Origin of the sequence: Sphingomonas montana (assembly GCF_001956315.1) — a bacterium.
GTDB lineage: Bacteria > Pseudomonadota > Alphaproteobacteria > Sphingomonadales > Sphingomonadaceae > Sphingomonas_R > Sphingomonas_R montana.
This window is the reverse complement of the sequence record NZ_MOLY01000041.1, coordinates 76,515-102,511: the sequence shown is the minus strand read 5'-3', so window position 1 is coordinate 102,511 and position 25,997 is coordinate 76,515. Positions and strand designations below refer to the sequence as shown.

Below are 25,997 nucleotides of genomic sequence, written 5' to 3'. Positions count from 1 at the left end.
CAGCCGCTTGATAGATTATTCCAATCCGGCACCAGATCAGTATAGGCTCGTGACCATGGCCAATCGCTACCCCCTCGATTCAATCGATCGCACGATCCTGACGTCGCTTCAGGAGGAGGGCCGGATCACGAATGTCGATCTTGCCCGCCGTGCCGGTCTCACCGCCCCGCCCTGCCTGCGCCGCGTCCGCGCACTGGAAGAGGCCGGTATCGTCGAGGGCTACCATGCCAAGCTGAACGCCGCGTCGCTCGGCTACGGCATCATGGTGTTCGCACTGGTCTCGCTGCGGTCGCAGGCGGAGGAGGATCTGCGCGCGTTCGAAAGCCACATGGCCGCGCTCCCCCAGGTCCGCGAATGCCACATGCTCAACGGCGAAATCGACTTCATCCTGAAGATCGTCGCGCACGACCTACAGAGTTTCCAGGCGTTCCTTACCTCCGAACTCACCACCGCCCCCCATGTCGCCAGCGTCAAGACATCGCTGACGATCCGAACCGCCAAGGACGAAAGCGGCATCCCGGTCGATCCGGAGTAAGTCGACTTGAGACGATCCGGGTATCAGGCACCAGGAGCCCGGAGCGCGCTCCAGGCTCGAACCAAACGGGTCAGACGCGGATCCGGCCGAAGTCGTCATGCCCTGCTCAGAGTAGCGGCCAGGCAACGGTGAAAATCAAGATCCGGAACGTCTGCGCCGGTCTGCGATGCAACAACGCCAGACCCGGTCATCAGTCGATCCGACCGAGTTCCGCCGAAAACCGGTAAACCCTACCGCAGGGTGATCCATGTCGGCGCATGGTCGGACGCCTTCTCCTTGCCGCGCGTCGCCTTGTCGACGCCCGCGTCCGCCAGCCGGTCCGCCGCAGTCGGGCTCAGCATCAGGTGATCGATCCGGAAACCCGCATCCCGCGCCCAAGCGCCGGCCTGATAATCCCAGAATGTATAGACCGGGCCGGTCGGATGCCGCGCCCGGATCGCATCCGTCCAGCCCTGGAACCGCAGGCGCCGAAACGCGGCCTGCGACTCCGGTTGCAGCAAAGCGTCGCTCGCCATCGCCCGGACCGAATAGGTATCGTCATGCGTGCTCGTCGGAATGACGTTATAGTCGCCCGCCAGCACGACCGGCTGCTCGCTGGCGAGCAATGTCGCGGCATGATCGATCAGCCGGTCGAACCAGGCCAGCTTATATTCGAACTTCGGCCCCGGCTGGGGATTGCCGTTGGGCAAGTAGATCGACGCCACGATCACGCCGTTCACCGCCGCTTCCAGATAGCGGCTCTGCGCCGGATCGGGATCGTCGGGCAGGCCGCGCCGCGTCTCGACCGGGTCCGTTCCGCGCGCCAGGATCGCGACGCCGTTGAACCCCTTCTGGCCATGCCAGATCGCACCATACCCTGCCGCGCGGATTTCCGCTTCGGGAAAGCTGTCATCCTGCGCCTTTACCTCCTGAAGGCAGGCGACATCGGGCTGCGTTTCCTCCAGCCATTCGAGCAGCCGGGGCAGGCGCGCGCGCACGCCGTTGATGTTGAAAGTCGCGATCTTCATGGCACGCTGTCTAGCGGCTGGCGCCGGCTTGTGCAGCCCCCGCGCGCAGCCCTGGAACATGGCCACTTCAGGTAGGGTCGATCGGTCCGTCCGGTCCGAGCCTGTCGAGAACCGGAAATGGGGTCAAGTAAACCCAGTTGATTCGATCGTGACCTAGACCGAGAAGCTGGTCCCGCATCCACAGCCGGAAGCCGCATTCGGATTGGTCACGCGAAATGCCGATCCGCCCAGCGAATCGACAAAATCGACCGCGCTACCGCGAACGAGATCGAGGCTCATCGGATCGACCACCAGCGTGACGCCATCGCGCACTGCGGACGTATCGTCCTGCTCGATCAGGTCGGCCAGGCCGAACTTGTACTGGAACCCCGCACATCCGCCGCCATCGACGGCCAGGCGCAGGATCGCGGGTTTGCCCTGACGCTGCGCGATGAACGCGACGCGCTTGGCGGCGGAGGGCGTCAGGTCGATGTCGGACATGACTATTAGATAGGCCGGGGCAGGTCCGCCCGCAACGTCTACTCGCCGATCGGGCCGCCCATCGACGCCAGCTGCGTGCCCGTCGCCGTCCGCTTCTCGAACGACGCGACATATTCCGCCGACCGCAGATACGGGACCGGGTTGACCGCGCGGCCGTCGATCCGGACTTCGTAATGCAGGTGGCTGCCCGTCGAACGTCCGGTGGACCCCATCAGGCCGATCAGCTGGCCACGGCGGACCCGCGTATTGGCGGCGACCAGGATGCGCGACATATGGCCATAGCGCGTTTCCATGCCCGCGCCATGGCTGATCTGGACCAGATTGCCATAACCATTGCCCCAGCCCGCCTTGTTCACCACGCCGTCCGCCGTGGCGTAGATCGGCGTACCGACCGGGCCGGCCAGGTCGATGCCGGCATGCATTGCGGCGCTGTGACGGAACGGATCGGACCGAACGCCGAACCCGCTGGTGAAGTTCAGCGACGTCAGCGTCACGGGGCGAAGCGACGGAACACTGACCTGCGGGCCGGACGGCATCGTCGCGACACCCGGCTGATTGAAGGCATCGGCCCGCTTCCAGTTGGTGAAAAGCGCGTGGAACTGGGCATCGGCGGGCGCCTGAACGTCCGTGTCGACCTGCTCATACCCGCCGTCCATCGCCGTACCGTCCTGCGGTGCGGCTGCGACTGCGGTGCCGGACAGGCACGCCGCAGCGCAAAGGAACCGAATGGCAGAAGCGACGTTGGAAGCGGTGAATGTCATTCAGTCCCCGGTAGTCGGCGCAGGCCGCAGGCTAGACCCACGGGTGCTGGAAGATTAGGTCGTTGCCGGGATTTGCTCCCCCCCCCGACGGCGTGAAACCCTACTGCTTCATCGTCGCCAGGTTGGAAAGCGCGTGCTGCGCTACTTTCGTCAGGGCGGCTGTTTCGTGCGGCCAGCCGCGCGACGGGTCGCCGACGGGGGCGGGGGTCGGCACGAACCCGACTCCGCCCCGGCCCATCATCCGGCGTGCGGCTCGGCCTGCCCTTTCAGCGCGCGCGCCGCTTCCAGCACGGCTTCGGCATGGCCCGGCACCTTCACCTTGCGCCACACCTGTGCGATTCGCCCGTCGCCATCGACCAGGAAGGTCGCCCGGTCGATCCCCATATATTTCCGGCCGTACATGCTCTTTTCCACCCACGTCCCGAACGCCGCGCACACGCTGTCGTCGCTGTCGGTGGCCAACGGCACGGTCAGCCCGGCCTTCGCGATGAAGCTGTTCTTGCCCTTCGACGTGCCCTTCGAAATGCCCAGCACATGCGCGCCTTCCATCTCGAACGCGGCCTTCAGCCGGGAAAAGTCCTGCGCCTCGGTGGTGCAGCCTGACGTGTCGTCCTTGGGGTAGAAGAACAGTACCAGCGTCTGCCCCGCCATGTCGGCAAAGCGCAGTGTGCCGCCGTCCGGCGTTTCGAGGGCGAGATCGGGCAGGCGGTCGTCGATGTCGAGCATGGCAGGGTTCCCGAATAGCGAAGTCAGACCCCGCTGATGCGCGCCCATTCTGCTGCGATCAACCGTTGCGCATCGTCGCGCGCCTCGATTAGCGCCGCCCAGTCCGCGACTCCGCACGCCGCGGCGATCATCGGCCGTACTGCGGGGGGCGGTTCGGTCGATGCCGGCGACACCAGCCGCAACACGACCAGCATCCGGGTCAGCAACGCATGCGCCGCCGCCATCCCGCCGTCGATCAGCCCGGCATCCGCCAGCGCGGCGATCGCGCTACGCAACCGAGTGTCCAGACCGATCGCATGGCGCAGTTGCAGGACGTGAACCGCGAACTCGGCATCCACCAGCCCACCGGGCACCAGCTTCACGTCGAACGGCCCCGCCGGCGGTTTGTGCGTGCGGATCTCGCCGCGCATCCGCACCGCGTCCGCCACCAGCACCGCTGCATCGCGCGGCCCCGCCAGCACCGCGCGGATCGTCGCGGACAGCGCAGCTACAGGCTCGGGCGATCCGAACACCGGCCGCGCGCGGGTCAACGCCATATGCTCCCACGTCCACGCATTCTCGCGTTGATAGCGTTCGAAGCTGTCGATCGACACCGCCAGCAAGCCCTGTGCGCCCGACGGCCGCAACCGCGTATCGACGTCGTAGAGTGGCCCGGCCGGCGTCGCGACGCTCAGCGCGGCGGTCACGCGCTGCGCCAGCCGGTTGAAATAGGTGGTGGCGCCGATCGGTTTCTGCCCATTCGATTCGGCCAGATGATCGCCGCTGAACAGATAGATCAGATCGAGGTCGGACGCGTGGGTCAACGCGCCGCCACCCAGCCGGCCCAGCGCCAGGATCAGCAGTTCGCCGCCCGGCACGACACCGTGGACCTTCGCGAATTCCGCCACCGTCGCCCCCGCCAGCGCGGCGATCGCCCCCTCCGCCACGCGGGCATAGCCCGCGGCGACGTCGATCGGATCGGCCGCCGCCGCCACGATCTGCGTGCCCAGCGCGAACCGGCGCTCGTTGATCCGCGTCCGCGCCCGGTCCAGCAGCATCTGATAGTCGCCGCCCGGCTCCGCCCTGCCGAATTCCTGCGCCAGCACCTCGGCCGACGGCGGCGGATCGAACGCGCTCGCATCGATCAGCGCGTCGAGCAGCGCCGGTCTGCGCCCAAGCTGATCCGCCAGCGCGGGCGCCGTCGCCAATATGTCCGCCACCAGCCGTCCCAGCGCCGGACGCGCCGCCACCAATCGAAAGAAATCGATCGCGGTCGGCAGGCCGGACACCATCCGGTCCAGCCGGGCGAACGCCGCGTCCGGGTCGCTCGCCAGGCCCAGTGCTGCGGTCAGTCCGGGGAGCGCCGCCTCCATCGCCGCCTGCGCCGCCGGCGTCCGCAACGCGCGCGGCGTTCCGGCCCGCCACCCCTCGATCCGCCCGCGGACAGCCGCCGCATCGCGAAACCCGGCCGCCGTCACGGCCCGCTCGACCGCCGACGGGTCGCGCGGCAGGTCGTCGTCCGCCACCGGATCCAGCGAATCATAGATGCGTCCCACCGCCGCCACATGCGGCCGCAACCGATCGAGCAGCGCCGCGCCGTCCGCCATCCCGTCCAGCCGCGCTACCGCGTCCAGCGCCGCCGGATCGCGCGGCAGACTGTGCGTCTGGTGATCCTCGATCATCTGCAACCGATGTTCGATCGTCCGGAACAGCCGGTACGCCACCGCCAGCCGGTCGGCCTCTTGGCCGGCGATATGCCCCGCCCCCGCCAGCGCCGCCAGCGCGTCGAGTGTCGCCGGCGCGCGCAGGCCCACGTCGCGGCCGCCATGGACCAGCTGCTGGATCTGCGTGAAGAACTCCACCTCGCGGATGCCGCCGCGCCCGCGCTTCAGGTCATATCCCGGACCGAATAGCTGGCCGCCACTGTAATGATCCCGGATCCGGCTCGAAATCTCGCGGATCTCGCCGACCGTGCCGAACCCCAGCCCGCGCCGCCACACGAACGGCCGGATCGCGGCCAGGAACCCTTGCCCCAGCACCGCGTCCCCCGCCGCCGCCCGCGCACGGATGAACGCCGCGCGTTCCCACGGCAGTGCGCTCGATTCATAATATCCGATCGCCGCCTCGACCGGCAGGGCCGGCGGGGTTGCCTCCGGCGACGGGCGCAGCCGCAGGTCGACACGGAACACATATCCGTTCGCATCGCGCGCCTGCAACATCTCGACCAGCCGGCGGGCGATCCGCGCCGCCGCCTCGACCGGTTCCTCGCCGCGCCGCCGTGGCAGGGTGTCGGGATCGAACAGCAGGATCGGGTCGATATCGCTGGAATAGTTCAGCTCGCGGCTGCCATGCTTGCCCAGCGCCAGCACGCAGAACCCGGTCGCATCGTCGGCCCCACGCTCGCGGAATATCGCCTGCAACGCCCGCTCGACCGCGCGGTCCGCAAAGTCGGACAACAGGCGAACGACCTGCTCGAACGCCAGTCGTCCCGAAATATCGCCCAGCGCGACGACCAGCGATACCGCCTGCCGCTCGCGACGCAGCGCACGCGCGACGTCGGTCGCCCCTTCCCCCGCCTCGTGGGCATCGGCGATCGCACCGGCGAAGTCGCCACCGGCCGCCCGGTCCAGCACCTCCGGTCGGGACAGAGCGAGACGACGCAGGAACGGTGCCTGCGCGATCATGCTGTCGCGCGCATCGGCGATGGCGGGGTCGAACGGGGCGTCGGTCACCGCGCCTGCGTACAGATTACTTCGGCTGTCGTCACGCGTCGGCAACCGCGCCTGTATTGGTGCGTTCTAACTATATGACGAAAGGAAATATTCCGATGCCGCAGGCCCAGGGTGGACCGGATGACCGCGGCCAGACCCCACTCGTGCGCTCGTCGAACCGTCCAGTACAGAAAGTCGGTGTTGCCTTGCGCTCGGTCTACGCTGGCGGACCGGTCCTCCCGCCCGACATACAGGCCTTGCTCGATCGGATACCGTGAACTTCAACGTGGACGGCTGAGTTCGTCCACGTCGCCCATGATGGACTGCAGCGCCGTCTTGTCCGGATCGGACACATAGGATCGCCGGGACGGCAACTTGCCTTCGCTCAGCAACGTCTCAAGCGCGACGCGGCCACGGGCCACCCGGCTCTTGATCGTCCCGACCGCACAGCCGCATATTTCGGCTGCTTCCTCGTAAGCAAAGCCACCCGCGCCGACGAGGATCAACGCTTCGCGCTGCGGCTGCGGCAGATGCATCAGCGCGCGTTGCATGTCGCCAAGCTCGACGTGCCGGTCCTGGCTGGCCGGTGCTGCGAGCAGCTTGGACGCCGTGATCTCGTCCCATTCGCCCTTGAAACGCGCGCGACGCATCTGGCTCAGGAACAGGTTGCGCAGGATGATGAACGTCCAGGCCCGCATGTTCGTGCCGGCCTGGAACCGCTTGCGGGCGGCCCATGCCTTGAGCAGCGTTTCCTGCACAAGATCGTCGGCCAGATCGCGGTTGCCCGACAGGGATCGGCCGAACGCCCGGAGATGCGGGATGACCCGCGCCAGCTCATCCTTGAATTCGTCGTCCGGCAACGGGACCGGCTCGACCGGTACCGGATCGACATCGTCGTCATTTTCGTCGTCCGGCAGGTCCTGGTCCTGGTCAATCACGTGATACTTGCCCCTGCGAACGGACGTTGGCCGTCCCGTGGCCGGAAAATAGGAACGGTCCGCCCGGATTGCGAGCCGTTTTTGAAAGCCGTTACGGCAACGGTAGATCCGATGGTCAGGCGAACATCATCAGCAGGATGATGAACAGTCCGACGATCAGACCGAGCGAAATCGGCAGCACGTACCGTGTCACGTGCGTGCTCGCACCGGCGCGCGCTTCGGTCCGGGTCACTTCCGTGGGGTCTTCCGCCATCTTGTCTCTCCCTGGTCCGACATAGGTCGTCGGTCACGGGCAACGTGCCCGTGCCCGCGGTGGTTCCGTCAGGCGGGCACCGTCGCCTGATCGAAGAAAAGGGCCTGGCTGATCGCCGCCTTTACAGTCGACCGCTGGAACGGCTTGGTGATCAGGAATGTCGGCTCGGGTCGTTCGCCGGTCAGCAGGCGTTCCGGGAACGCGGTGATGAAGATGACGGGCACGGAAAACTCCGCAAGGATGTCTTTCACCGCATCAATACCCGAACTGTCGTCCGCCAGTTGAATGTCGGCCAGCACCAGGCCGGGGCGGTGCGCCATGGCCTGCGCCACCGCCTCGTCGCGCGTCACGGCCACGCCGTTCACCGAATGGCCCAGGTCGCGGACGATCGTCTCCAGGTCCATCGCGATGATGGGCTCATCCTCGATGATGAGCACGTCGGCATGCGTTTGCCGCTCGATCTCCTCCAGCGCCTCGTTCACCAGCATCTCAACTTCCACCGCGTCCGCATCGATCAGATAACCGACGTCCTCGGGGGTGAAGCCTTCCATGGCGGTCAGCAGCAGCGCCTGGCGCGACCGCGGCGTCACCTGCGCCAGTCGTGCCTGTGCGATGCCCTCGTTGCCCGTATCGCCGGCATCCCGGTTCTCGGTTTCGTCGTTGGTCGATGCCCAGATCGCCTGGAATGTCCGGTACAGCCCCAGCCGCGGATCCACGTCGCGCGGAAAGTCGCCCGGCGCGTCGACGATCGCCTGCAGGGCGGCACGGACATAGGTGTCGCCATGCGACTGGCTGCCGGTCAGGGCGCGGGCGTAGCGCCGCAGGAAGGGGAGATGCGGAGCGAGATCCTGGCCAAGCGACATGTCGTGAATATACTCCTGTTTCGACCGGACATATCGGCGTGTGCGCAGGGCATGGCAAGCTGCCAGCGCCCCCGGCACCCGTCGGCCCGATTGTCGTGTTGAGGCTGGAACCATCCGGGCAGTTTTTTGTTTCCCCGCACGAGACAGCAATTTTACCACGTCGTTCCTTTCGGCACATCGCTGCTGTAGGAGCGCCGTCGGACGCGGGTGTGCCGGCAGCACATGATCGATTACGGGGGACGAACCAGTTGGCGCCTGAGGTAAAGAAGCAGCCAGCAATTGCCGGCAAGACCGCGAAGCGATCGGTCCCGGACATGCCGATCGGTGATGCCAATGTCGGTCAGGCCTTGCGCTCGGCCTATCAGCGTACCGTGAACGAGGACGTGCCCTCCGATCTGCTCGACCTGCTGGGAAAGCTGGGCTGACACGGTGCCGGGCTGACCCCCTGGTGTGATTAAACGCCGACGATGCACCCGTGCGTGCAATGTCGGCCTGACGGGACGGCCCGAACCATGACGTCACTGTCCATCTCCAGGCTGTCGACCGGCCTGAAGATGCTGCTGATCCTTACGGTCGCGTTGCTCCCGCTGGGCTTGATCGCGGTCTTCGCCTCGATCGAAAGCGCGCAGACCGCGCGACTGCGCCGCAACGACGATGCCCGCGTCACCGCGACGGAGGCCGCCCGCCAGCTAAGCCTCGCGATTGGACGGACGTCGCTCGATCTGCGCGCAGTCACCGCGCAACTCGATTTCGCGCAGATGACCGCGGCAACGCGGCTCGCCCGCTGTCGCGGCGCCCTGTCGGACCTGCGGGCCGCCCGCAACGGGCGCTACGAATTCGCCGTCCTGACGATCTCCGGTCGTCCGGTCTGCGCCAGCCCCGGTTTCAGCGGCGTGGCGCGGGTCATTCCGCAGCAGCTGTTCGCAACCGAAGTCCGCCTGCTCCCAACAGTCCAGCGTCTTCAGTTCGAGGCCCGCTCACCAGGCGGTTCGCTCTACGGTGTGGTCGAGGCCCCGCTTGCGACCATCGCGGACCTTACCGCCCTGCCCGGCCGCACCATCCGGCATGGCATCGTCCTGCGGCAGGATGCGGCCAGGGTGGTCGTGCGGCCCTATACGGGGCACGCGGCGCTGGGCCCGCGCCTGCGGGTGACCTCCCCCGTCGCCAACGGGCAGGTCATGCTCGAACTGGTCACAAATGCCGTCCCGGTCGGCGTGATTGAACTGCTGCTCGCCTTCCTGCCGATCCTCATGTGGTCGGCCGCGGCGATCATCGGCTGGCTGGTCGTCGACCGGTTGATGATCCGACCCCTGTTGCGCCTGCAACGCATCGTCGCCGACTATCGGCCGGAAGACGGTCCGCTGGCCGTGCCGCATCTCACCACACCGGCTCGCGAAATCCGCGATCTCGGTGCCGCCTTCACCCTGTTGACCGAACGGGTCGCGCTGCATGAGGCGGAGTTGGCGGAAGGTCTGCTCCGCCAGACCAAGCTGACGCGCGAAGTGCATCACCGCGTGAAGAACAACCTCCAGGTCGTCGCCAGCCTCATCAACATTCACGCCCGCGGCGTGGAAGATCCCGATGTCGCGGCCGCCTATGCGTCGATCCAGCGGCGGGTCGATGCGCTCGCCGTTGTCCATCGCAACCATTTTGCGGAAATGGAGGCCAGCCGCGGCGTGGCGTTGCGCCCGCTGATCGGCGAACTCGCCGCCAACCTGCGCGCCACCGCGGCGCCCGGCGCGCAGTTCGGCATTACGCTCGACGTCACGCCCGCTTATTGCACGCAGGACGTGGCCGTCCCGGTGGCGTTTCTCATCACCGAAATCGTCGAAGTCGCGATGATCGCCGAGCCACGCGGCAAGGCCGTTATCCGCTTGTCGCCGATCGCCGGCGTGGATCGCGCAACCCTTTCGGTCACTTCCATGGCGCTGACCGACACGATGGGGCACTCCGAAGGACCGCCGGAACGCTTCCTGCGCGTGATGGAAGGCCTGTCGCGCCAGCTTCGCACCAAATTGTCGGTCGATCCTGCAGTCGGCAGCTACGCCCTCGACATCTCCATCCTCCCCGAACCGACGGAACCCTGACGCGACCGCGTCGAGCCTCCGGCAATCCTGTGGGAGGTCGCACGACCTATCGACGCTAGCCGAACCGCCAACAGCACCCGGCTAGCGTCGTGGCAAAGGAGCGGTCACCGCCCCCGGCAAGGACGGATCCTGCCCGGATCGACCAGCTCGTTCGCGATACGGCGTAGGCTGGCCAACCGCCGGATAAGTCAGTCGCCGATCGCCTCACTGCCGCTATCACTCTCCGGCCGACCCTTCGCCTGGTCGTTCCCACGCTCGATCTGTTCATTGTCGTCCGTATCGACGTTGCCGGGCCGATCGACCCGCAACCGATCCTCATTGACGCCGGTGATGTCGGACGATGGCGGCGATGCGGGTGGTTTTGCCATGGGGCTATCCTTCATGAAATGGGAGGTCCTTCCGGAACCCATACGCGGCCCTCAGGTTGCGCCGCTGCAACAGGCGCAGCGTTTCGGCACGGTTGCGGAACAAGTTAGATCGCCGGGCATTCCCCATCCAGCCGTTGAACAGGCGGCACTGAATCAGGAGTAAGAATATGGTCCGTAAGATCGTCGCTATTGCCCTCGTCACCGGCGGCCTCATGGTTTCGGCCTGCAACACGGTCGAAGGCGCCGGCAAGGACGTGAAGTCCGCCGGCCAGGCCATCGAAAAGACGGCCAACTAAGACGTTCAGTCTTTGCGAGGAGCCCGCCGGTCGATGCGACCGGCGGGTTTTTTTGTGCCTTCGGCGGATCAGTCGGTCACGGCTTCGGCCGCTGCAACGCGCTTGCGCCGCCGTTCCGTGAAGAAGATTGCGATCAGCGCGAATTCGTAGAGAATGACCAGCGGTATTGCGAGCATCAGCTGCGACACGACGTCCGGTGGCGTCAGTACCGCCGCAATGCCGAACGCCGCAACGATGGCGTAACGCCGGCCGGCCTTCAACTGCGCCCGCGTCACCAGCCCGGCGGTTTCCAGCAACATCAGCAACACCGGCAGCAGGAACGCCACACCGAACCCGAACAGGAACTTCGTGACGAAACTCAGATAATTGCCGACGCCCGGCAACGCGTCTTGCTGGACCCCGCCGATATTGCCCTGATATCCCAGCAGGAAATGCAACGCGACGGGCATCGCGAAGAAATAGGCCAGCGACGCGCCGCCTAGGAACAGGACCGGCGTCAGGATCAGGAACGGGAAGAAGGCGCGCTTCTCGTTCTTGTACAGCCCCGGTGCGATGAACTGCCACAGCTGGTTCGCGATCACCGGGAACGCCAGCATCGTGGCCGAAAAGAAGGCGACCTTCAGCTCGACGAAAAATGCCTCGAAAATATCGGTGTAGATAAGTCGACCCTGCCCCGCGCGCAGCAGCGGCTGCACCAGCACCGCGAATATCGGGCGTGCGAAATACATGCAGACGCCGAACGCAACCGCCAGGGCCGCAAACGACCAGAGCAGCCGCCGGCGTAGTTCGATCAGATGGTCGAGCAGCGGTGCGCGGCTCTCGTCGATATCGCCGATCACGGCTGTTCCATCCCGTTCTGCCGCTCGGGCGGTCTTCCCGGCTCGGGCACGACACCCGCCGGCTGGGCGTCCTCGACGTTCGGTGCCGCCATCGGCACGCTTCCTTCGGCCGCAGCGGGTTCGGGGGTCGGAAGGGCGGTCAGGACGGCATCGTCGCCGCGGGCATAAGCCGCATCATGGATTTCCTCGACGGGATGCTCGCGCATGATGCGCGCATTTTCCTTCGCCCAGGTCTCCTCCATCTCCTTCAGTTCCGCCTCGCGCACCATCTCGTCGAAACCGGACCTGAAATGACGGCCGATCCCGCGGACCTTCGCGACGAACTGCCCGACCGTCCGCATCGCCTTCGGCAAATCCTTCGGACCGATGACGATCAGCGCCACGACGGCGCACAACAGCAATTCGGTCGGTGCGATGTCGAACATCGTCAGCTTCTACCCCGGAATACGTCGCGACGCCGCCCGATCATTCGGGCGACGCCGGCTCCACCAACCCTGCCTGCTCGAACCGGGCGCCCCTCAGACCTGAGGACGGTCGTCCTCCATCGGCTGCAGGTCGGCCTGCGGATTCGGGTCGACGGGCGGTTGGGCCTGCAGGCGGGGCGCAGGCTTCGCGGGGACGTCATGGTCCTCTTCGGCCATGCCTTTCTTGAACTGCTTCACACCCTTGGCGACATCGCCCATCATGCTCGAAAAACGCCCACCCCCCAGCAGGAGGATCGCAACGACGGCAAAGATCAGGATATGCGGGAGCGAGATGCCCATCGGTATTCTCCTATTGTCACGCCTATCTAGTCGCGATTGCCGGCGCGTGCCACCTTTTAGCTGCCGCGTCCCGCCAAGGGACGGTCAGGCCAGCGCCAGAAACGCGTCGCGGCGCGCGGCCAGCGCAGCGTAAGGCGTCCCGTCGCCACCGCCCGTCACCGTCGCCAGCGCACGGTCCAGCCGGCGGCGGGCGTCCGCACCGATCTCACCCACTGCGGCGGCGCAGGCGTCCATCTCGTCCAGCACGCCGGAACAATGCAGCGCGATATCGCATCCAGCCGCGATCACGCCCCCCGTCCGCGCGCCATATCCGCCGCCCAGCGCGTCCATGCACAGATCGTCGGACATCAGCAGCCCGTCAAACCCGATCGTACCGCGAATGACCTCGCCGATCACTACAGGCGACAGGCTGGCGCAACGGTCCGGATCCCACGCGCGGTAGACGACATGCGCGGTCATCGCCATTGACGCGTCTGCCAGCGTGCGGAACGGCCGGATATCGGTTTCCAGTTCGTCCGCGTCGGCGGTCACCACCGGCAATTCGACATGGCTGTCCACCAGCGCGCGGCCATGCCCGGGCATATGCTTGATGACCCCGATGACGCCGGCGCGGGCCAGCCCGTCGATCGTCGCACGGCCCAGCGCCGCGACCTGCACCGGATCGCGCCCCAGCGCGCGGTCGCCGATGATGTCGTGCGCGCCGACCTGCGGCACATCCAGCAGCGGCATCAGGTCCACCGTGATGCCGACTTCCGCCAGCAGCGTACCGATCGCCTGCGCGTTCGCCAGCATCGCCTCGATCGCCGATACCGGTGCGCGGTCGTAGAGCGGACCGAACACCGCGCCCGGTGGAAAAGCTGGCCATTCCGGCGGCCGCATCCGCGCCACGCGCCCGCCCTCCTGATCGATCAGGATCGGCACGTCCGTGCGACCCGACACCGTCCGCAAGGCATCCGTCAGGCGGCGCAACTGCCCGCGATCGGTGATATTGCGGCGAAACAGCACGAACCCGGCGGGGTCGCATGCGGTGAAGAAGGCGGTCTCGTCCGATGTCAGTTCGGTACCGGACATGCCGAGGAAGAGCGGGGTCATCGCAGGGGCATAGCGTGGATGCCCCGCACCGCAAACCCCGCGAACACGGCCGACCGCCGACCATCATTCCGGCGGAAGCCGGTATCTCCCTCCGGTAAAGCGCTCTCCCGCGGCCGAACGAGATCCCAGCCGACGATCGGTCGAGACCGATAGATACCGACCCTTAGCCGACCACCGAACAGGTCTCGCCCGCCACCTTCAGCCGGGCGCAGATCGACGCGGCCTGTGCGCCGGTGCCGGCCCGCAGCCGGTACAGCGTCTTGCCGCCGACCTCGACCGGCGTCACCGCTTTCGCCAGCGGCGCCAGGAACGCGAACCGGCCGGACAGCGTCTTCCACGCGGCATTCGCCTTGGCCTCGCTGCCGAACGCACCAAGCTGCACCTGCCCGCCACCCGCAGTGACGGCAGGCGCCGCCGTGACGGGTGCCACGACCGGCGCGGGCCGCGCCTGGGCCACCGGTGCCGGTCGCACGACCGCCCCGGCGGATGAGGCCGGAGCCGGAGCCGCGGCCGGAGATGGCGTCACCGGCCGGATCCCCAGGCCGCCGGATGCCGCATCCGCCGTCGTCACGCTGCCCGCACCGGCAACCGGTGCCTCCGGAATGGCGGACAGGTCGATCGACGCATTCGTCTCCCGACCGTCGCTCGCGGCGAACGCGGTCTCGCCCTCACCCTCCACCTTCATGCCGCCCGGCTGGTCCGGCTTTACCTTGTAGTCGCCTTCGGGCGCCGCGATCAGGTCGCCGGACGCAGTGCCGGGCCGGCTCGCGCTCAGCCAGAATATGCCGCCCACGACCAGGCCGATCACCAGCAGAGCGACCAACAGTGCCGCGATCGTCTTGCCCGTCCCCGGGGCACTGCCGCGGTCTTCCTCGACCGGTTCCAGCCAGGGAAGACGATCATCGTCGCCGGCGGTCCGGCCGCGTTCGATATCCGACATCAGTGCATCTCCTCCGCTGCCGCGACACCCATCACGGCCAGGCCATTGCGGACGATCTGCCCGATGGCATTGGCGAGCGATAGTCGCGCGAGCGTCGTTTCAGTGTCGTTAATGAGCAGGAATCGCCGTTCGGGATCGTCGTTCCCGCGGTTCCACAACGCATGGAACGCGCCCGCGAGGTCCGACAGGTAGAAGGCGATACGGTGCGGTTCCCGAGTCGCGGCTGCCGCCTCCACGATCCGCGGGAACTGCGCGGCCAGCCGCACCAGCGCCAGCTCCTCCGCGTCCAGCCGCCCCAGGTCCGCCGGCGCGGACACGTCGATCCCCGCTTCCACCGCCTTGCGGCCGAGCGAGCGGATCCGGGCGTGCGCATATTGCACGTAGAACACCGGATTGTCCTTCGATGCCTCCACCACCTTGGCGAAATCGAAATCCATCTGCGCGTCGGCCCGGCGGGTCAGCATCGTGAACCGCACGACGTCCTTGCCGACCTCCTCGACCACGTCGGCCAGCGTCACGAAGCTGCCCGACCGCTTGGACATCTTCACCGGTTCGCCGTCGCGCAGCAACCGCACCATCTGCACCAGCTTCACGTCCAGCGGAACCGCCCCACCGGTCAGCGCGCGCACCGCCGCCTGCACCCGCCTCACCGTGCCGGCATGGTCCGCACCCCAGATGTCGACCAGCAGATCCGCGGTCTCCGCCTTCTGCGCATGATACGCCATGTCGTTGCCGAAATAGGTATAGGCCCCGTCCGCCTTGCGCACCGGCCGGTCGCTGTCGTCGCCGAACTGCGTGGCGCGGAACAGCGTCATCTCGACCGGTTCCCAATCGTCCGGCAGCTCCCCCTTCGGCGCCTCCAGCACGCCTTCGTAGATCAGGCCGTCGGCACGCAGCTTGTCGATCGCGGCGACAACCCGGCCGTCCGCCTGCACCTGCGCCTCCGACGAGAATATGTCGTGCACGATGCCCAGCAGTGCCAGGTCGGCGCGGATCATGTCCATCATCGCCGCCACCGTCCGCGCGCGGAACAGCGGCAGCCATTCCGCCTCGGCAGCGCCCACATAGCGATTGCCATATTCGGCCGCGAGCAGCGCCCCGATCGGCTTCAGATAGTCGCCCGGATACAAGCCTTCCGGTATCGTCACCGTCTCGCCCAGCGCCTCGCGGTAGCGCAGGTGCGCGGACCGGCCGAGCGTCTCGACCTGGCTGCCCGCGTCGTTGACATAATATTCGCGCGTCACGGCATGACCGGCATATTCCAGCAGGCTGGCGAGCGCATCGCCCACCACCGCCCCGCGGCAATGGCCCATATGCATCGGCCCGGTCGGGTTGGCGGACACATATTCCACGTTCACCCGCACGCCCGCGCCTTGGCGCGAACGGCCATAGTCGGCGCCCGCGGCGAAGATCGCGCGCATCTCGTCGCGCCACTGCTCCGGGTCCAGCCGCAGGTTCAGGAAACCAGGCCCGGCTATCTCGACCGCGGTCACGCCCGGCAACGCCGCCAGCTTCGGCTGGATCAACGCCGCCAGTGCGCGCGGGTTCGTCCCGGCCGGTTTCGCCAGTACCATCGCGGCGTTGGTCGCCAGGTCGCCATGCGTCGCGTCGCGCGGCGGCTCCACCGCGATATTGGCCCGGTTCAATCCCGCCGGCAGCGCGCCCTCGGCCTCCAGCATATCCAGGACGGTATCGATCGCTGCGGCGAAACGGGCATAGAGGCTCAAGGCAATTTCCGGGCGTTGCAGAAGGGACACGCGGTCATAGGGTAAGTCGCGCCGTTCTGAAACCGGGGACACACGCCCAATCCGTCATCCCGGCGAAAGCCGGGATCTCGCCATAGCCAGAGCCGACCAGGCCAGATGACCACCCCTTTCCCGTCATTCCAGCGAACGCTGGGATCTATTATCACTCCGCTCGCCGACACCCGCCGCCGTAGTGATAATGGATCCCGACGTCCGCCCGAATGACGTGCGACGAGGCGGCACTTACCTCAGACCACCCCGAGCCATTCCACCATCGCCCGCCCCAGTTCCGGCTTCACCACCGCGCTCATGTGATTCCCCGGCACCGCCACATACGCGCCATGCGGCAGCAGTTCCGCCAGCGCCGCCGACGATCCGTTGTCGTCATCCTCTGCGCCCGACACCACCAGCACCGGCCGGTCGATCGCCGCGATCTCCACCCGCGTGGTATCGACGAAGCTGCCCAGCAACGGCAGCAGCGCCTTCGGATCGCCACCGCTCGTCTTGAGGAACGCCTCCGCCATCCACTCCGGCGTGCCGCGCTCGAACGTACCCAGACCCGTCAGGATTCGCCGGAAATGCGCGGCGCGGTGGCCCGTGTCGAGCAACCCGTCCAGTCCCATGCCCGACAGGATCACGCGGTCCGGGGCGGCCCCGCGCACCAGCATCCGCACCACCGTCCGCGCGCCGAGCGAATATCCGCCCAGGTCATAATCGGTCAGCCCGAGATGCGCGATCAACGCCTCGGCGTCGTCCGCCAGCACGTCCGGCGGATAGGCCGCGGCGTCGTGCGGCCGGTCGCTCTCCCCGTGCGCACGCAGGTCCGGCATGATCACCCGTTGTCCCAGCGCGGCGATCCGCTTGGCATGGCCGAACTTGATCCAGTTCGTGTCGGCGGACGAGAACAGCCCATGGATCAGCATGATCGGCCGCCCCTCGCCGACCTCATGCCAGGCCAGCCGCACGCCGTCCGGCGCGATGAACTCATGCGTCGTGACCATCCAAAACCTCCGCTTCTGCACCGACCGCCAAGCAGCCGCATACTTGTATCGTTCCCCGGCGCAGGCCGGGGCCTAGGTGAAAGACCTGTCCGCAAACCCCGCCCGCCACGCCGCCATGTCGGCCGGTTGCGTCTCGTGCGTCGGCACCCCCGGATCGAGCCGCACCCAGTCCAGCTTGCGCGACACCCAGATATGCGCGCTCGGCACCGCCAGCGTGCGATCGTCCAGCGAACCGCCCTTCACGCTCACCCGGTCCGGCGTCAGGCTGTCGATGTGGAACACGCGGGTCCCGCATTCGATGCAGAAGACGCATGTCGTCCGCGCCCCCAGGTCGTTCTGCCGGTCCCAACGCCGGACCGGACCGGTCACCGCGAATGCCGACCGCGCCACTGCCAGTGACAGCCCGAACGCGCTGGCCGACTGCGCCTGGCATTCGCGGCAATGGCAGGCATGACAGGGCGGCACCGGCCCCACGATCAGATAGCGCACCGCGCCGCACTGGCACCCGCCCGCGATCGGGGCGCCGTCCGCCGAACGGGTCACGGCCGGTCGTCGCGCTGCGATCGGAGCGGGGCGACGGCGATCATCGCCCCCAGCGCTGCGATCGCCATGTCCTTCTGCGCATCGAACGGATCGCCCTGCTGCCCGTTATACGCCTCGGCATCAGCCGGGCTCATCCCGACCGCGAGCAGCCATTCGAAGACTTCGTACAGCGCGCTGGCCGCCAGCACGAAGCCGACCGCCGCCCAGGCCGCGTGGCGCGGCGTCTGGTCGCCATACCGGACGAGCAACTCGCGGACCGGTCGGACGGCCAGCAGGCCGAAGGCGAGATGCACCAGCCGGTCGTAATGATTGCGCGTCATCCCGAACATCCCGCTCAGTCCCTGTCCGGTCAGGCGCCGTGCCCAGTCGTCATAGGGCACGAAGGAATAGCTGTACCGCGCGCCCAGCGTATGCAGCAGGAAGAACAGGACGATGCGTCCTACCGCCGCGTCGCTCATCGGCCAGCGCCGCAGCAGCGGCGCCGCGGCCAGCAGCAGGATCAGCGTCGGCGCGGTCTGCAGAACGGTATTGCGCGGGTAGAGCGCGCCCCAGCTGCCGGCGACCATCGCGACCGCCAGCAACCAGAGAAGGCGGACCTGCAACGCAGGCAGCCGCGATACCGTCGTGCGGCCCCCCGCCGGGCCGTCCGTCATCGCCTCAGTCGTCCGACGCGTCGTCGTCGTCCAGGATCGCGCCGTCCTCGATCATGTCGCCCTTCTTCAGGTGACGCCGGCCCAGCAGCTCCGCGATCTGCACGGCGTTCAGCGCCGCCCCCTTGCGCAGATTGTCGCTGACGCACCACAGCAGCAGGCCGTTGTCGACGGTCGGGTCCTCGCGCACCCGGCTGACGAAGGTCGCGAATTCGCCCACGCACTCGACCGGCGTGACGTATCCGCCGTCCTCGCGCTTGTCGATCAGCATGATGCCGGGTGCCTCGCGCAGGATGTTCTGCGCCTCGACCGCCGATATCTCGTTCTCGAATTCGATCGCCAGCGCCTCCGAATGGCCGACGAACACCGGCACGCGCACGCAGGTCGCGACGATCTTGATCTTCGGACCCATGATCTTCTTGGTCTCGACGACCATCTTCCACTCTTCCTTGGTGAACCCGTCGTCCAGGAAGACATCGATGTGCGGGATCACGTTAAACGCGATCTGCTTGGTGAACTTGCGCGGTTCGGCCGGGTCGCCGACGAAGATGTTGCGGCTCTGCTCGAACAGCTCGTCCATTCCGTCCTTGCCCGCGCCCGATACCGACTGGTACGTCGATACCACCACGCGCTTGATCGTCGCGGCATCGTGCAGCGGCTTCAGCGCGACGACCATCTGTGCGGTCGAACAGTTCGGATTCGCGATGATGTTGCGGCGGGTATAGCCGTCGATCGCCTCCGGGTTCACCTCCGGCACGATCAGCGGCACGTCCGGGTCCATGCGGTAGAGCGAGCTGTTGTCGATCACGACGCAGCCCGCCGCAGCGGCCTTCGGCGCGTAGAAGGCGGTGGCTTCGGATCCGATCGCGAACAGCGCGATGTCCCAGCCGGTCCAGTCGAAATATTCGATGTTCTGGACCTTAAGCTGCCGGTCCGTATCCCCGAAATCGACCATGTTGCCCTGGCTGCGCGATGACGCGAGCACGGCGATCTCGTCGATCGGAAACTCCCGTTCCGCCAGGATGTTGAGCATTTCCCGCCCGACATTGCCCGTCGCACCCGCGACGACGATCCGATAGCCCATGCTGTCCGCTCCGTTCCAAAGTTGCGGCGGGGTTTAGGCGGGAAGATGTGTTTGTCCAGCCGCTACGCCTATGGACGGAGCAACTTCTTCTAAAGCCCTCCCCCACCGGGGGGAGGGAGCAGGTCACTCGACCGTCAACACGACCTTCCCGACATGATCCCCCGCCTCCAGATACGCATGCGCCGCCGCCGCCTCGCGCAGCGGGAAGGTCCGGTCGATGATCGGCTTCAACCGCCCCTCGCGGACATGCGGCCAGACCTGCCGGTCGATCTCGTCGGCGACCAGCGTCTTGAACTCGGTGCTGCGCGCGCGCAGCGTCGATCCGGTCAGTGTCAGGCGGCGACGCATCACGTCCCAGATCTGGAACGACGCCTCCCCCCCGCGCTGTGCCGCGATCGATACATGCCGTCCATCGTCCGCCAGGCATTTCAGGTTTCGCGCGAAATAGTCGCCACCGATCATGTCCAGCACCGCATCCACGCCGCGTCCGTCGGTCAGCTGCTTCACGACCTCGACATAGTCCGCGGACCTGTAGTTGATCGCGTGCGCCGCGCCGATCTCCAGCGCCCGCGCGCACTTCGCGTCCGACCCGGCGGTCACGATCACGGTCAGCCCGAACAGCCGCCCCAGCATGATCGCCATCGTGCCGATCCCGCTCGTCCCGCCGTGGACCAGCACGGTGTCGCCCTCCATGGCGTAGGCCCGCTCGAACAGGTTGGTCCACACGGTGAACAGCGTCTCCGGCATGGCCGCGGCCTCCACCATGGTCAGCGCGGCGGGCACCATCAGGCACTGCCCGGCCGGCACGACGGCATATTCGGCATAGCCCCCGCCGGATAGCAGCGCACAGACCGGCTGGCCCAGCATCGCCTCCGTCGCCCCCGCGCCCAGCCCGACGACCGTCCCGGAAATCTCCAGCCCCGGGATCGACGAGGCACCCGGCGGCGGTGGATAGGCCCCCGCGCGCTGCATCAGGTCCGGCCGGTTCACGCCCGCCGCGGCGACGCGCACCAGCACCTCCCCCGCCCCCGGGACGGGCAGCGGGCGGGTCACCGGCAACAAAATCTCGGGTCCGCCGGCCCCTTCGGGGTCGATCGCGGTCATGCTGTCGGGCAATACGGCCAAGTCGGTCTCTCCCGCACGAACCAGCCGTGCCGCGCAGTTTATTGACTTGGGGGGCGGCGCGGTCAACGCTGGGCGTCATGGAGTCGGAAGAAACTTTTCCGAAACGGTCCGACGATCCGCTGGCAACACTCGCCCGCCAGGATCTCGATCCGCTGTCGGTGGCCGAACTGGCCGCGCGCATTGCCGCGCTGGAGGCGGAGATTACCCGCACGCGCACGCATGCGGACCGGGCGAACAGCAACCGCGCCTCTGCCGACGCGCTGTTCCGGACGTGACGGGCGGTCGGCCGCCTCGCCATGATATGGGGTGCCATGGGGCGTCCGTCACCTCCTTGATCGTGGCTCGCGGCACACGACATATCCAACAGACGGGATGGTCCCTTGACGGTCCCGAAGGAGTAGACATCCATGCCCTCATTCGCCCGTGAGCTGGAACAGACGCTGCACAATGCGCTGACCGCCGCCAGCACCCGCCGCCACGAATATGCCACGCTCGAACATCTGCTGCTCGCCCTGATCGATGACGAGCATGCCTCCAAGGTCATGCTGGCCTGCGGCGTCGAAGTGTCCGAGCTCAAGGACGCCGTGACGCTGTATCTCGATACCGAACTCGACGCCTTGAAGGTGGAGGGTCAGACCGACCCCTCCCCAACCTCCGGGTTCCAGCGTGTCGTGCAGCGTGCAATCCTGCACGTCCAGTCCTCCGGCCGCGACGAGGTGACCGGCGGCAACGTCCTGGTCGCGCTGTTCAGCGAGCGCGAGAGCTATGCCGTGTTCTTCCTGCAGCAGCAGGACATGAACCGCCTCGATGCGGTCAGTTTCATCAGCCACGGTGTCGGCAAGGCCGGTGCCCCGACGGAGGCGCGCGACGTGAAGGGTGCCGATGACGACAAGCCGCAGGGCAAGGACGGCAAGAAGGGCGAAAGCGCCCTGAAGCAGTTCACCGTAAACCTGAACGAGAAGGCCGCCACCGGCAAGATCGACCCGTTGATCGGGCGCGGTCCGGAGGTCGACCGCACCGTCCAGATCCTGTGCCGCCGCTCCAAGAACAACCCGCTGTATGTCGGTGAGCCCGGCGTCGGCAAGACCGCGATCGCCGAGGGCCTTGCGCTCAAGATCATCAACGGCGACGTGCCGGAAGTGCTGCTCGAAGCGGTGATCTACTCGCTCGACATGGGCGCGCTGCTTGCCGGCACGCGCTACCGCGGCGACTTCGAGGAACGGCTGAAGCAGGTCGTCTCCGAACTCGAGAAGCTGCCGCACGCCGTGCTGTTCATAGACGAGATCCACACGGTGATCGGCGCTGGCGCCACCAGCGGCGGCGCGATGGACGCGTCCAACCTGCTCAAGCCGGCACTGTCGGGCGGTTCGATCCGCTGCATCGGTTCGACGACGTACAAGGAGTTCCGCAACCACTTCGAAAAGGACCGCGCCCTCCTGCGCCGGTTCCAGAAGATCGATGTCAACGAACCGACGATCGAGGATGCGATCGCGATCCTGACCGGTCTGCGCTCCGCCTACGAAGCGCATCACCACGTCAAGTACACGCCGGCCGCGATCAAGGCGGCGGTCGAATTGTCGGCCCGCTACATCAACGACCGCAAGCTGCCCGACAAGGCGATCGACGTCGTCGACGAGGCCGGCGCGATGCAGATGCTGGTGGTCGAGGACAAGCGCAAGAAGGTCATCACGCCCAAGGAGATCGAGGCCGTCATCGCGACGATGGCGCGCATCCCCCCGAAGTCCGTGTCGACCGACGACACCAAGGCGCTCGCCACGCTCGAGACCGACCTCAAGCGCGTCGTGTTCGGCCAGGATGCCGCGATCGAACTGGTCGCCTCCGCGATCAAGCTCAGCCGTGCCGGCCTGCGCGATCCGGACAAGCCGATCGGCAACTATCTGTTCTCCGGCCCCACGGGCGTCGGCAAGACCGAAGTCGCGCGCCAGCTGGCGGCCATCATGGGCATTCCGCTGCAACGCTTCGACATGTCCGAATATATGGAGCGTCACTCGGTCAGCCGACTGATCGGCGCTCCCCCCGGCTATGTCGGCTACGATCAGGGCGGCCTGCTGACCGACGCCGTCGACCAGCATCCGCACAGCGTGCTGCTGCTCGACGAGATCGAGAAGGCGCATCCCGACCTGTTCAACATCCTGTTGCAGGTCATGGATAACGGGAAGCTGACCGACCATCACGGGAAGACGGTCGATTTCCGCAACACGATCTTGATCATGACCACCAATGCCGGCGCGTCCGACATGGCGCGGGAGTCGCTCGGCTTCGGGGCGCTGACCCGCGAGGGCGAGGACGAGGAGGCGGTCAAGAAGATGTTCACGCCGGAATTCCGCAACCGGCTGGACGCGATCGTGCCCTTCTCCTACCTGCCGACCGAGGTCATCAGCCGGGTGGTGGACAAGTTCGTCCTCCAGCTCGAACTCCAGCTGGCCGACCGGCACGTCCATATCGCGCTCGATCAGGAAGCAAAGGACTGGCTGACAACGCGCGGCTACGACAAGCTCTACGGCGCACGTCCGATGAGCCGCCTCATTCAGGAAAAGGTGAAGCAGCCGCTGGCCGAGGAACTGCTCTTCGGCAAGCTGGTCCATGGCGGCGAGGTGAAGGTCCACGTCAAGGACGGCGCACTCGCCTTCGAGATCACCGCCGCCCCGCCGAAGAAGCCGAAGAAGCGCAAGGCGAAGGTCGTCGCCGGTTCCGACGAGGCCGAGGCCGCCGAGGAACAGGATTATGACGACACCGACATGACCGACGAGGACGGCGACGACGAAACCCCCGTCGCCGAATGATCGCCCCCCTGTCCCGGCGTGAGCCGGGACAGGGCATTCGATTGCGACAACCCAAGGTCGAACCATGCAATGCCAGTTCGATCGGTTGGCAATCGAAGCGGCCGTTACGCGTAGCTCTACAACCGACATGATGATGGTTCGCGGTCAGCCGAAAAGCCTTCGAACCTGACCTGCGTTGCGGGACGAAGGTTTGCCGGTAAATCTCCGATCAGATCATTACGTTATCAACTTGGTGCCCAGCCTTGCATCAATCGGTCCGATCCGGATTGATCGGATGCTTCGCGTATTCGGCAGAAGGCGGTTATTCGGTTTACTGTGCAAATCGTCACGGCCCCTGGCTTGACCGCGGCCTGCACCCTGGAATATCCCGCTCCGTAGCAGCGGTCGGGGGGAACGCTGCATCTCCGGGGGGAGGCTGTCATGCATCGTTTGTTCCGAGTGGCGCTTGCCGCGTCGCTAAGCTGCGCATCCATCCTTGCGTCTGCACCCGCCGCCGCGCAGGAAAAATCCGCGATCAGGGCAGGCTTCGAACTGGCTGCCGGATCGAAGAGGATCCTGCTTGTCCGCCCCGCGATCAAGGTCGGTGCGCAATCGACGGGCGGCTCGTTCGAACCGAATGCCGACTGGACCGACCAGGCGAAGGCGAACATCGCCACCGCGCTCGATGTCGCGCAGGGCAATCTCGGCAACAGCGTCTTCGTCGCACCCGACGCCGTCGGTGCCCCGGCGCGCACGCTGGCCGGCTACCGCGCCCTGTTCTCGACCGTCGCCGATGCGGTCATCACCTACCAGTTTTTCCCCGGCAACCGTCTGCCGACCAAGAAGCGCAAGGGCGCGCCGTTCGAATGGACGCTGGGGCCGGGCGTGCGCGACATTCCGGGCGCGGCCACGGCGGACTATATCCTGTTCCTCGAAACGGAGGATCATTTCGGCTCGACCGGTCGCAAGGTGGCGCAGCTCTTCGCCGCCGGCCTGGGCGTCGGCATCGTGTCGGGCCTGCACAAGGGCTATGCCGGGCTGGTCGATGCCCGTACCGGCGACCTCCTCTGGCTGAACGCCGATCGCCAGATGGGCGGCGACGTGCGTGATGCCGCGGGTGCCGCCAGGCGCGTGGCGCAATTGCTCGAAGACTTCCCCGGCAGTACGACGTTGACCACCGCGCCCGCGACCACCGCGACGGCCCTGACGCCGACCGCCGCAGCGCCGGGCGCGCAATGATGCGCCGCACGCTGTCCACGCTGCTGCTCCCGGCACTCGCACTCGCCCCATCGATCGCGCCCGCCGCAAAGACCCGGATCGTCCCGCCGCCGCCCTACAGCGGCGCCTATCAGCCGCAGACCGTGGACGAACGCGGTCTTTGGGGTGAAGTGGACGAGATGGAACGGACGCTGCAGGACTCGCCCGCCGTCCTCCGCGACGTCGCGTTGAACGCCTATCTCCGCCAGGTGCTGTGCGACACGGTCGGCGCCGATCGCTGCGCCGGTGTCCGGATCTACGTCCTGCGCGTACCCCATGCGAACGCGAACATGGCCCCAAACGGCAGCATGCAGATCTGGACCGGCATGTTGCTGCGCGTCCGGAACGAGGCCGAACTGGCGGCGATCCTCGCACATGAATTCGCCCATTTCGAGAAGCGCCACACCCTGGCCGCCTTCAAGGCCCATCGCACGACCGGTGACATCGCGATGTGGGTCGGGCTCGCCGGCGCCTATGCCGGCACCGCGACCGGCTCGACCCAGCTCAGCCTGTACGGGACGCTCTATTCCTACCAGCGTGATCAGGAACGGTCGGCCGACATTCACGGCTTCCAGTATCTCGCCGGATCGCGCTACCGCCCGGGCGCCTTTTCCGAATTCTGGCAACGGATGATGGACGAGGCCGACGCGACCGCATTCGGCCGGCAGCAGCGCAGCACGCGCTACGATCGCACCGCCTTCTTCGCGACCCATCCGACCGATCTGGAACGGGCCGGCTATCTGAAACAACTCGCGGTCAGGGACGGCGACGATGGCGATGACGGCGTCACCACCTTCGCCGCCGCCATGCAGAAATGGCGTCCCCTGTTCCTGGCGGACCAGCTCAAGCGCAACGATTTCGGCGGCAGCGAATATCTGCTCGCGCAACTGGCCGGCACCGGCTGGACGCCCGACCTGCTCTTCGCACGGGGCGAGCTGTACCGCATGCGCGGCAACCCGCGCGATCTCGTCGCCGCCGCCGATTTCTACCGGGCGGCGATCGCCGGCGGCACGGTCGATCCGCTCGCTCATCGGGGGCTCGGGCTGGCCCTGATGCGGACCGGCCGGCCCGCCGAGGCGAAGGTCGCACTCGCCACCTATCTCGTCGCACAGCCTGATTGCGAGGATGCCGCGCTGCTCCGCAGCCTGATCGAACAGCCATGAGGACCCG

General features: G+C 66.9%; 28 protein-coding genes. 8 read left to right on the top strand and 20 right to left on the bottom strand.

From position 1 onward, the window contains the following. Positions 1 to 55 precede the first annotated feature (55 nt). A complete protein-coding gene (locus BKY59_RS11670) occupies positions 56 to 535 on the top strand; it encodes an Lrp/AsnC family transcriptional regulator (protein WP_076071686.1) in 480 nt (159 codons plus the stop codon). A 230-nt stretch (positions 536 to 765) separates the two neighbouring features. On the opposite strand, the gene xth is transcribed toward BKY59_RS11670, so the two are convergent. The 8 genes from xth to BKY59_RS11635 all read right to left on the bottom strand — a co-directional run bounded on the left by xth (position 766) and on the right by BKY59_RS11635 (position 8,253). Further along, positions 766 to 1,542 carry an exodeoxyribonuclease III gene (gene xth, locus BKY59_RS11665; protein WP_076071684.1) on the bottom strand — a complete coding sequence of 259 codons (777 nt, stop codon included), beginning with the start codon at positions 1,540 to 1,542 and terminating at the stop codon, positions 766 to 768. A gap of 153 nt (positions 1,543 to 1,695) precedes the next feature. Further along, complete coding sequence (gene erpA, locus BKY59_RS11660) at positions 1,696 to 2,022, bottom strand: iron-sulfur cluster insertion protein ErpA (RefSeq protein WP_076071682.1); 327 nt, start codon at positions 2,020 to 2,022, stop codon at positions 1,696 to 1,698. 38 nt (positions 2,023 to 2,060) lie between these two features. Next, positions 2,061 to 2,783 carry a M23 family metallopeptidase gene (locus tag BKY59_RS11655; protein WP_076071680.1) on the bottom strand — a complete coding sequence of 241 codons (723 nt, stop codon included), beginning with the start codon at positions 2,781 to 2,783 and terminating at the stop codon, positions 2,061 to 2,063. A gap of 237 nt (positions 2,784 to 3,020) precedes the next feature. Continuing rightward, the gene (locus tag BKY59_RS11650) at positions 3,021 to 3,509 is read right to left on the bottom strand and encodes a peroxiredoxin (RefSeq protein WP_076071856.1); all 489 of its coding nucleotides are present in this window, start codon (positions 3,507 to 3,509) and stop codon (positions 3,021 to 3,023) included. Between the two features lie 23 nt (positions 3,510 to 3,532). Beyond that, positions 3,533 to 6,220, bottom strand: coding sequence for a bifunctional [glutamine synthetase] adenylyltransferase/[glutamine synthetase]-adenylyl-L-tyrosine phosphorylase (locus tag BKY59_RS11645; RefSeq protein WP_276205511.1), 2,688 nt, complete (start codon positions 6,218 to 6,220; stop codon positions 3,533 to 3,535). 260 nt (positions 6,221 to 6,480) lie between these two features. Beyond that, entirely contained in the window at positions 6,481 to 7,116 is a 636-nt protein-coding gene (locus tag BKY59_RS11640; protein ID WP_083672103.1) for a sigma-70 family RNA polymerase sigma factor, read from the bottom strand. Positions 7,117 to 7,252: 136 nt separating this feature from the next. Further along, positions 7,253 to 7,390, bottom strand: coding sequence for a hypothetical protein (locus BKY59_RS17755; RefSeq protein ID WP_165374843.1), 138 nt, complete (start codon positions 7,388 to 7,390; stop codon positions 7,253 to 7,255). A gap of 68 nt (positions 7,391 to 7,458) precedes the next feature. Beyond that, positions 7,459 to 8,253 carry a response regulator gene (locus tag BKY59_RS11635; protein ID WP_076071678.1) on the bottom strand — a complete coding sequence of 265 codons (795 nt, stop codon included), beginning with the start codon at positions 8,251 to 8,253 and terminating at the stop codon, positions 7,459 to 7,461. Between the two features lie 314 nt (positions 8,254 to 8,567). Between BKY59_RS11635 and BKY59_RS17750 the strand changes: the two genes are divergently transcribed. Both BKY59_RS17750 and BKY59_RS11630 read left to right on the top strand, forming a co-directional pair. Next, positions 8,568 to 8,678 (top strand): NepR family anti-sigma factor, encoded by a 111-nt coding sequence (locus BKY59_RS17750; protein ID WP_165374842.1) that lies wholly within the window; start codon positions 8,568 to 8,570, stop codon positions 8,676 to 8,678. Between the two features lie 87 nt (positions 8,679 to 8,765). Further along, entirely contained in the window at positions 8,766 to 10,340 is a 1,575-nt protein-coding gene (locus tag BKY59_RS11630; protein WP_165374841.1) for a sensor histidine kinase, read from the top strand. A 188-nt stretch (positions 10,341 to 10,528) separates the two neighbouring features. On the opposite strand, the gene BKY59_RS11625 is transcribed toward BKY59_RS11630, so the two are convergent. Beyond that, positions 10,529 to 10,708: a hypothetical protein gene (locus tag BKY59_RS11625; RefSeq protein WP_076071676.1), complete on the bottom strand. Its 180-nt coding sequence runs from the start codon at positions 10,706 to 10,708 to the stop codon at positions 10,529 to 10,531. A 167-nt stretch (positions 10,709 to 10,875) separates the two neighbouring features. Between BKY59_RS11625 and BKY59_RS11620 the strand changes: the two genes are divergently transcribed. Then, positions 10,876 to 11,004: an entericidin A/B family lipoprotein gene (locus BKY59_RS11620; RefSeq protein WP_076071674.1), complete on the top strand. Its 129-nt coding sequence runs from the start codon at positions 10,876 to 10,878 to the stop codon at positions 11,002 to 11,004. 68 nt (positions 11,005 to 11,072) lie between these two features. Here BKY59_RS11620 and tatC read toward each other — a convergent pair whose 3' ends face one another. The 11 genes from tatC to BKY59_RS11565 all read right to left on the bottom strand — a co-directional run bounded on the left by tatC (position 11,073) and on the right by BKY59_RS11565 (position 20,766). After that, a complete protein-coding gene (tatC, locus tag BKY59_RS11615) occupies positions 11,073 to 11,840 on the bottom strand; it encodes a twin-arginine translocase subunit TatC (protein WP_076071850.1) in 768 nt (255 codons plus the stop codon). Next, positions 11,840 to 12,268, bottom strand: a complete 429-nt coding sequence (gene tatB, locus BKY59_RS17115; RefSeq protein ID WP_083672084.1) for a Sec-independent protein translocase protein TatB — start codon at positions 12,266 to 12,268, stop codon at positions 11,840 to 11,842. The genes tatC and tatB overlap by 1 nt, the downstream gene beginning before the upstream one ends. Positions 12,269 to 12,361: 93 nt before the next feature. After that, the gene (locus BKY59_RS11605) at positions 12,362 to 12,607 is read right to left on the bottom strand and encodes a twin-arginine translocase TatA/TatE family subunit (protein WP_076071672.1); all 246 of its coding nucleotides are present in this window, start codon (positions 12,605 to 12,607) and stop codon (positions 12,362 to 12,364) included. 84 nt (positions 12,608 to 12,691) lie between these two features. Further along, positions 12,692 to 13,699, bottom strand: coding sequence for a beta-N-acetylhexosaminidase (gene nagZ / locus BKY59_RS11600; RefSeq protein ID WP_076071670.1), 1,008 nt, complete (start codon positions 13,697 to 13,699; stop codon positions 12,692 to 12,694). 163 nt (positions 13,700 to 13,862) lie between these two features. Then, positions 13,863 to 14,639, bottom strand: a complete 777-nt coding sequence (locus tag BKY59_RS11595) for an SPOR domain-containing protein (protein WP_076071668.1) — start codon at positions 14,637 to 14,639, stop codon at positions 13,863 to 13,865. Continuing rightward, a complete protein-coding gene (argS, locus tag BKY59_RS11590) occupies positions 14,639 to 16,366 on the bottom strand; it encodes an arginine--tRNA ligase (RefSeq protein WP_076071667.1) in 1,728 nt (575 codons plus the stop codon). The genes BKY59_RS11595 and argS overlap by 1 nt, the downstream gene beginning before the upstream one ends. Before the next feature lie 266 nt (positions 16,367 to 16,632). Further along, positions 16,633 to 17,385 (bottom strand): alpha/beta fold hydrolase, encoded by a 753-nt coding sequence (locus tag BKY59_RS11585; protein ID WP_076071665.1) that lies wholly within the window; start codon positions 17,383 to 17,385, stop codon positions 16,633 to 16,635. 72 nt (positions 17,386 to 17,457) lie between these two features. After that, positions 17,458 to 17,928 carry a GFA family protein gene (locus BKY59_RS11580; protein ID WP_076071663.1) on the bottom strand — a complete coding sequence of 157 codons (471 nt, stop codon included), beginning with the start codon at positions 17,926 to 17,928 and terminating at the stop codon, positions 17,458 to 17,460. Beyond that, a complete protein-coding gene (locus BKY59_RS11575) occupies positions 17,925 to 18,581 on the bottom strand; it encodes a DUF2238 domain-containing protein (RefSeq protein ID WP_076071661.1) in 657 nt (218 codons plus the stop codon). The genes BKY59_RS11580 and BKY59_RS11575 overlap by 4 nt, the downstream gene beginning before the upstream one ends. Positions 18,582 to 18,585: 4 nt before the next feature. Next, entirely contained in the window at positions 18,586 to 19,662 is a 1,077-nt protein-coding gene (locus BKY59_RS11570) for an aspartate-semialdehyde dehydrogenase (RefSeq protein ID WP_076071659.1), read from the bottom strand. Positions 19,663 to 19,785: 123 nt separating this feature from the next. Beyond that, positions 19,786 to 20,766: an NAD(P)H-quinone oxidoreductase gene (locus BKY59_RS11565; protein ID WP_076071658.1), complete on the bottom strand. Its 981-nt coding sequence runs from the start codon at positions 20,764 to 20,766 to the stop codon at positions 19,786 to 19,788. Between the two features lie 98 nt (positions 20,767 to 20,864). Between BKY59_RS11565 and BKY59_RS11560 the strand changes: the two genes are divergently transcribed. From BKY59_RS11560 to BKY59_RS11545, 4 genes are all read left to right on the top strand, one after another. Further along, the gene (locus BKY59_RS11560) at positions 20,865 to 21,062 is read left to right on the top strand and encodes a DUF1192 domain-containing protein (RefSeq protein ID WP_076071656.1); all 198 of its coding nucleotides are present in this window, start codon (positions 20,865 to 20,867) and stop codon (positions 21,060 to 21,062) included. A 132-nt stretch (positions 21,063 to 21,194) separates the two neighbouring features. After that, positions 21,195 to 23,591 (top strand): ATP-dependent Clp protease ATP-binding subunit ClpA, encoded by a 2,397-nt coding sequence (clpA, locus tag BKY59_RS11555; RefSeq protein ID WP_083672082.1) that lies wholly within the window; start codon positions 21,195 to 21,197, stop codon positions 23,589 to 23,591. Between the two features lie 420 nt (positions 23,592 to 24,011). Then, the gene (locus BKY59_RS11550; RefSeq protein WP_076071654.1) at positions 24,012 to 24,809 is read left to right on the top strand and encodes a hypothetical protein; all 798 of its coding nucleotides are present in this window, start codon (positions 24,012 to 24,014) and stop codon (positions 24,807 to 24,809) included. Beyond that, on the top strand, positions 24,806 to 25,990 hold the full coding sequence (locus BKY59_RS11545; RefSeq protein WP_240500076.1) for a M48 family metallopeptidase: 1,185 nt from the start codon (positions 24,806 to 24,808) through the stop codon (positions 25,988 to 25,990). Before BKY59_RS11550 ends, BKY59_RS11545 begins: the two co-directional genes overlap by 4 nt. Positions 25,991 to 25,997: the final 7 nt, after the last annotated feature.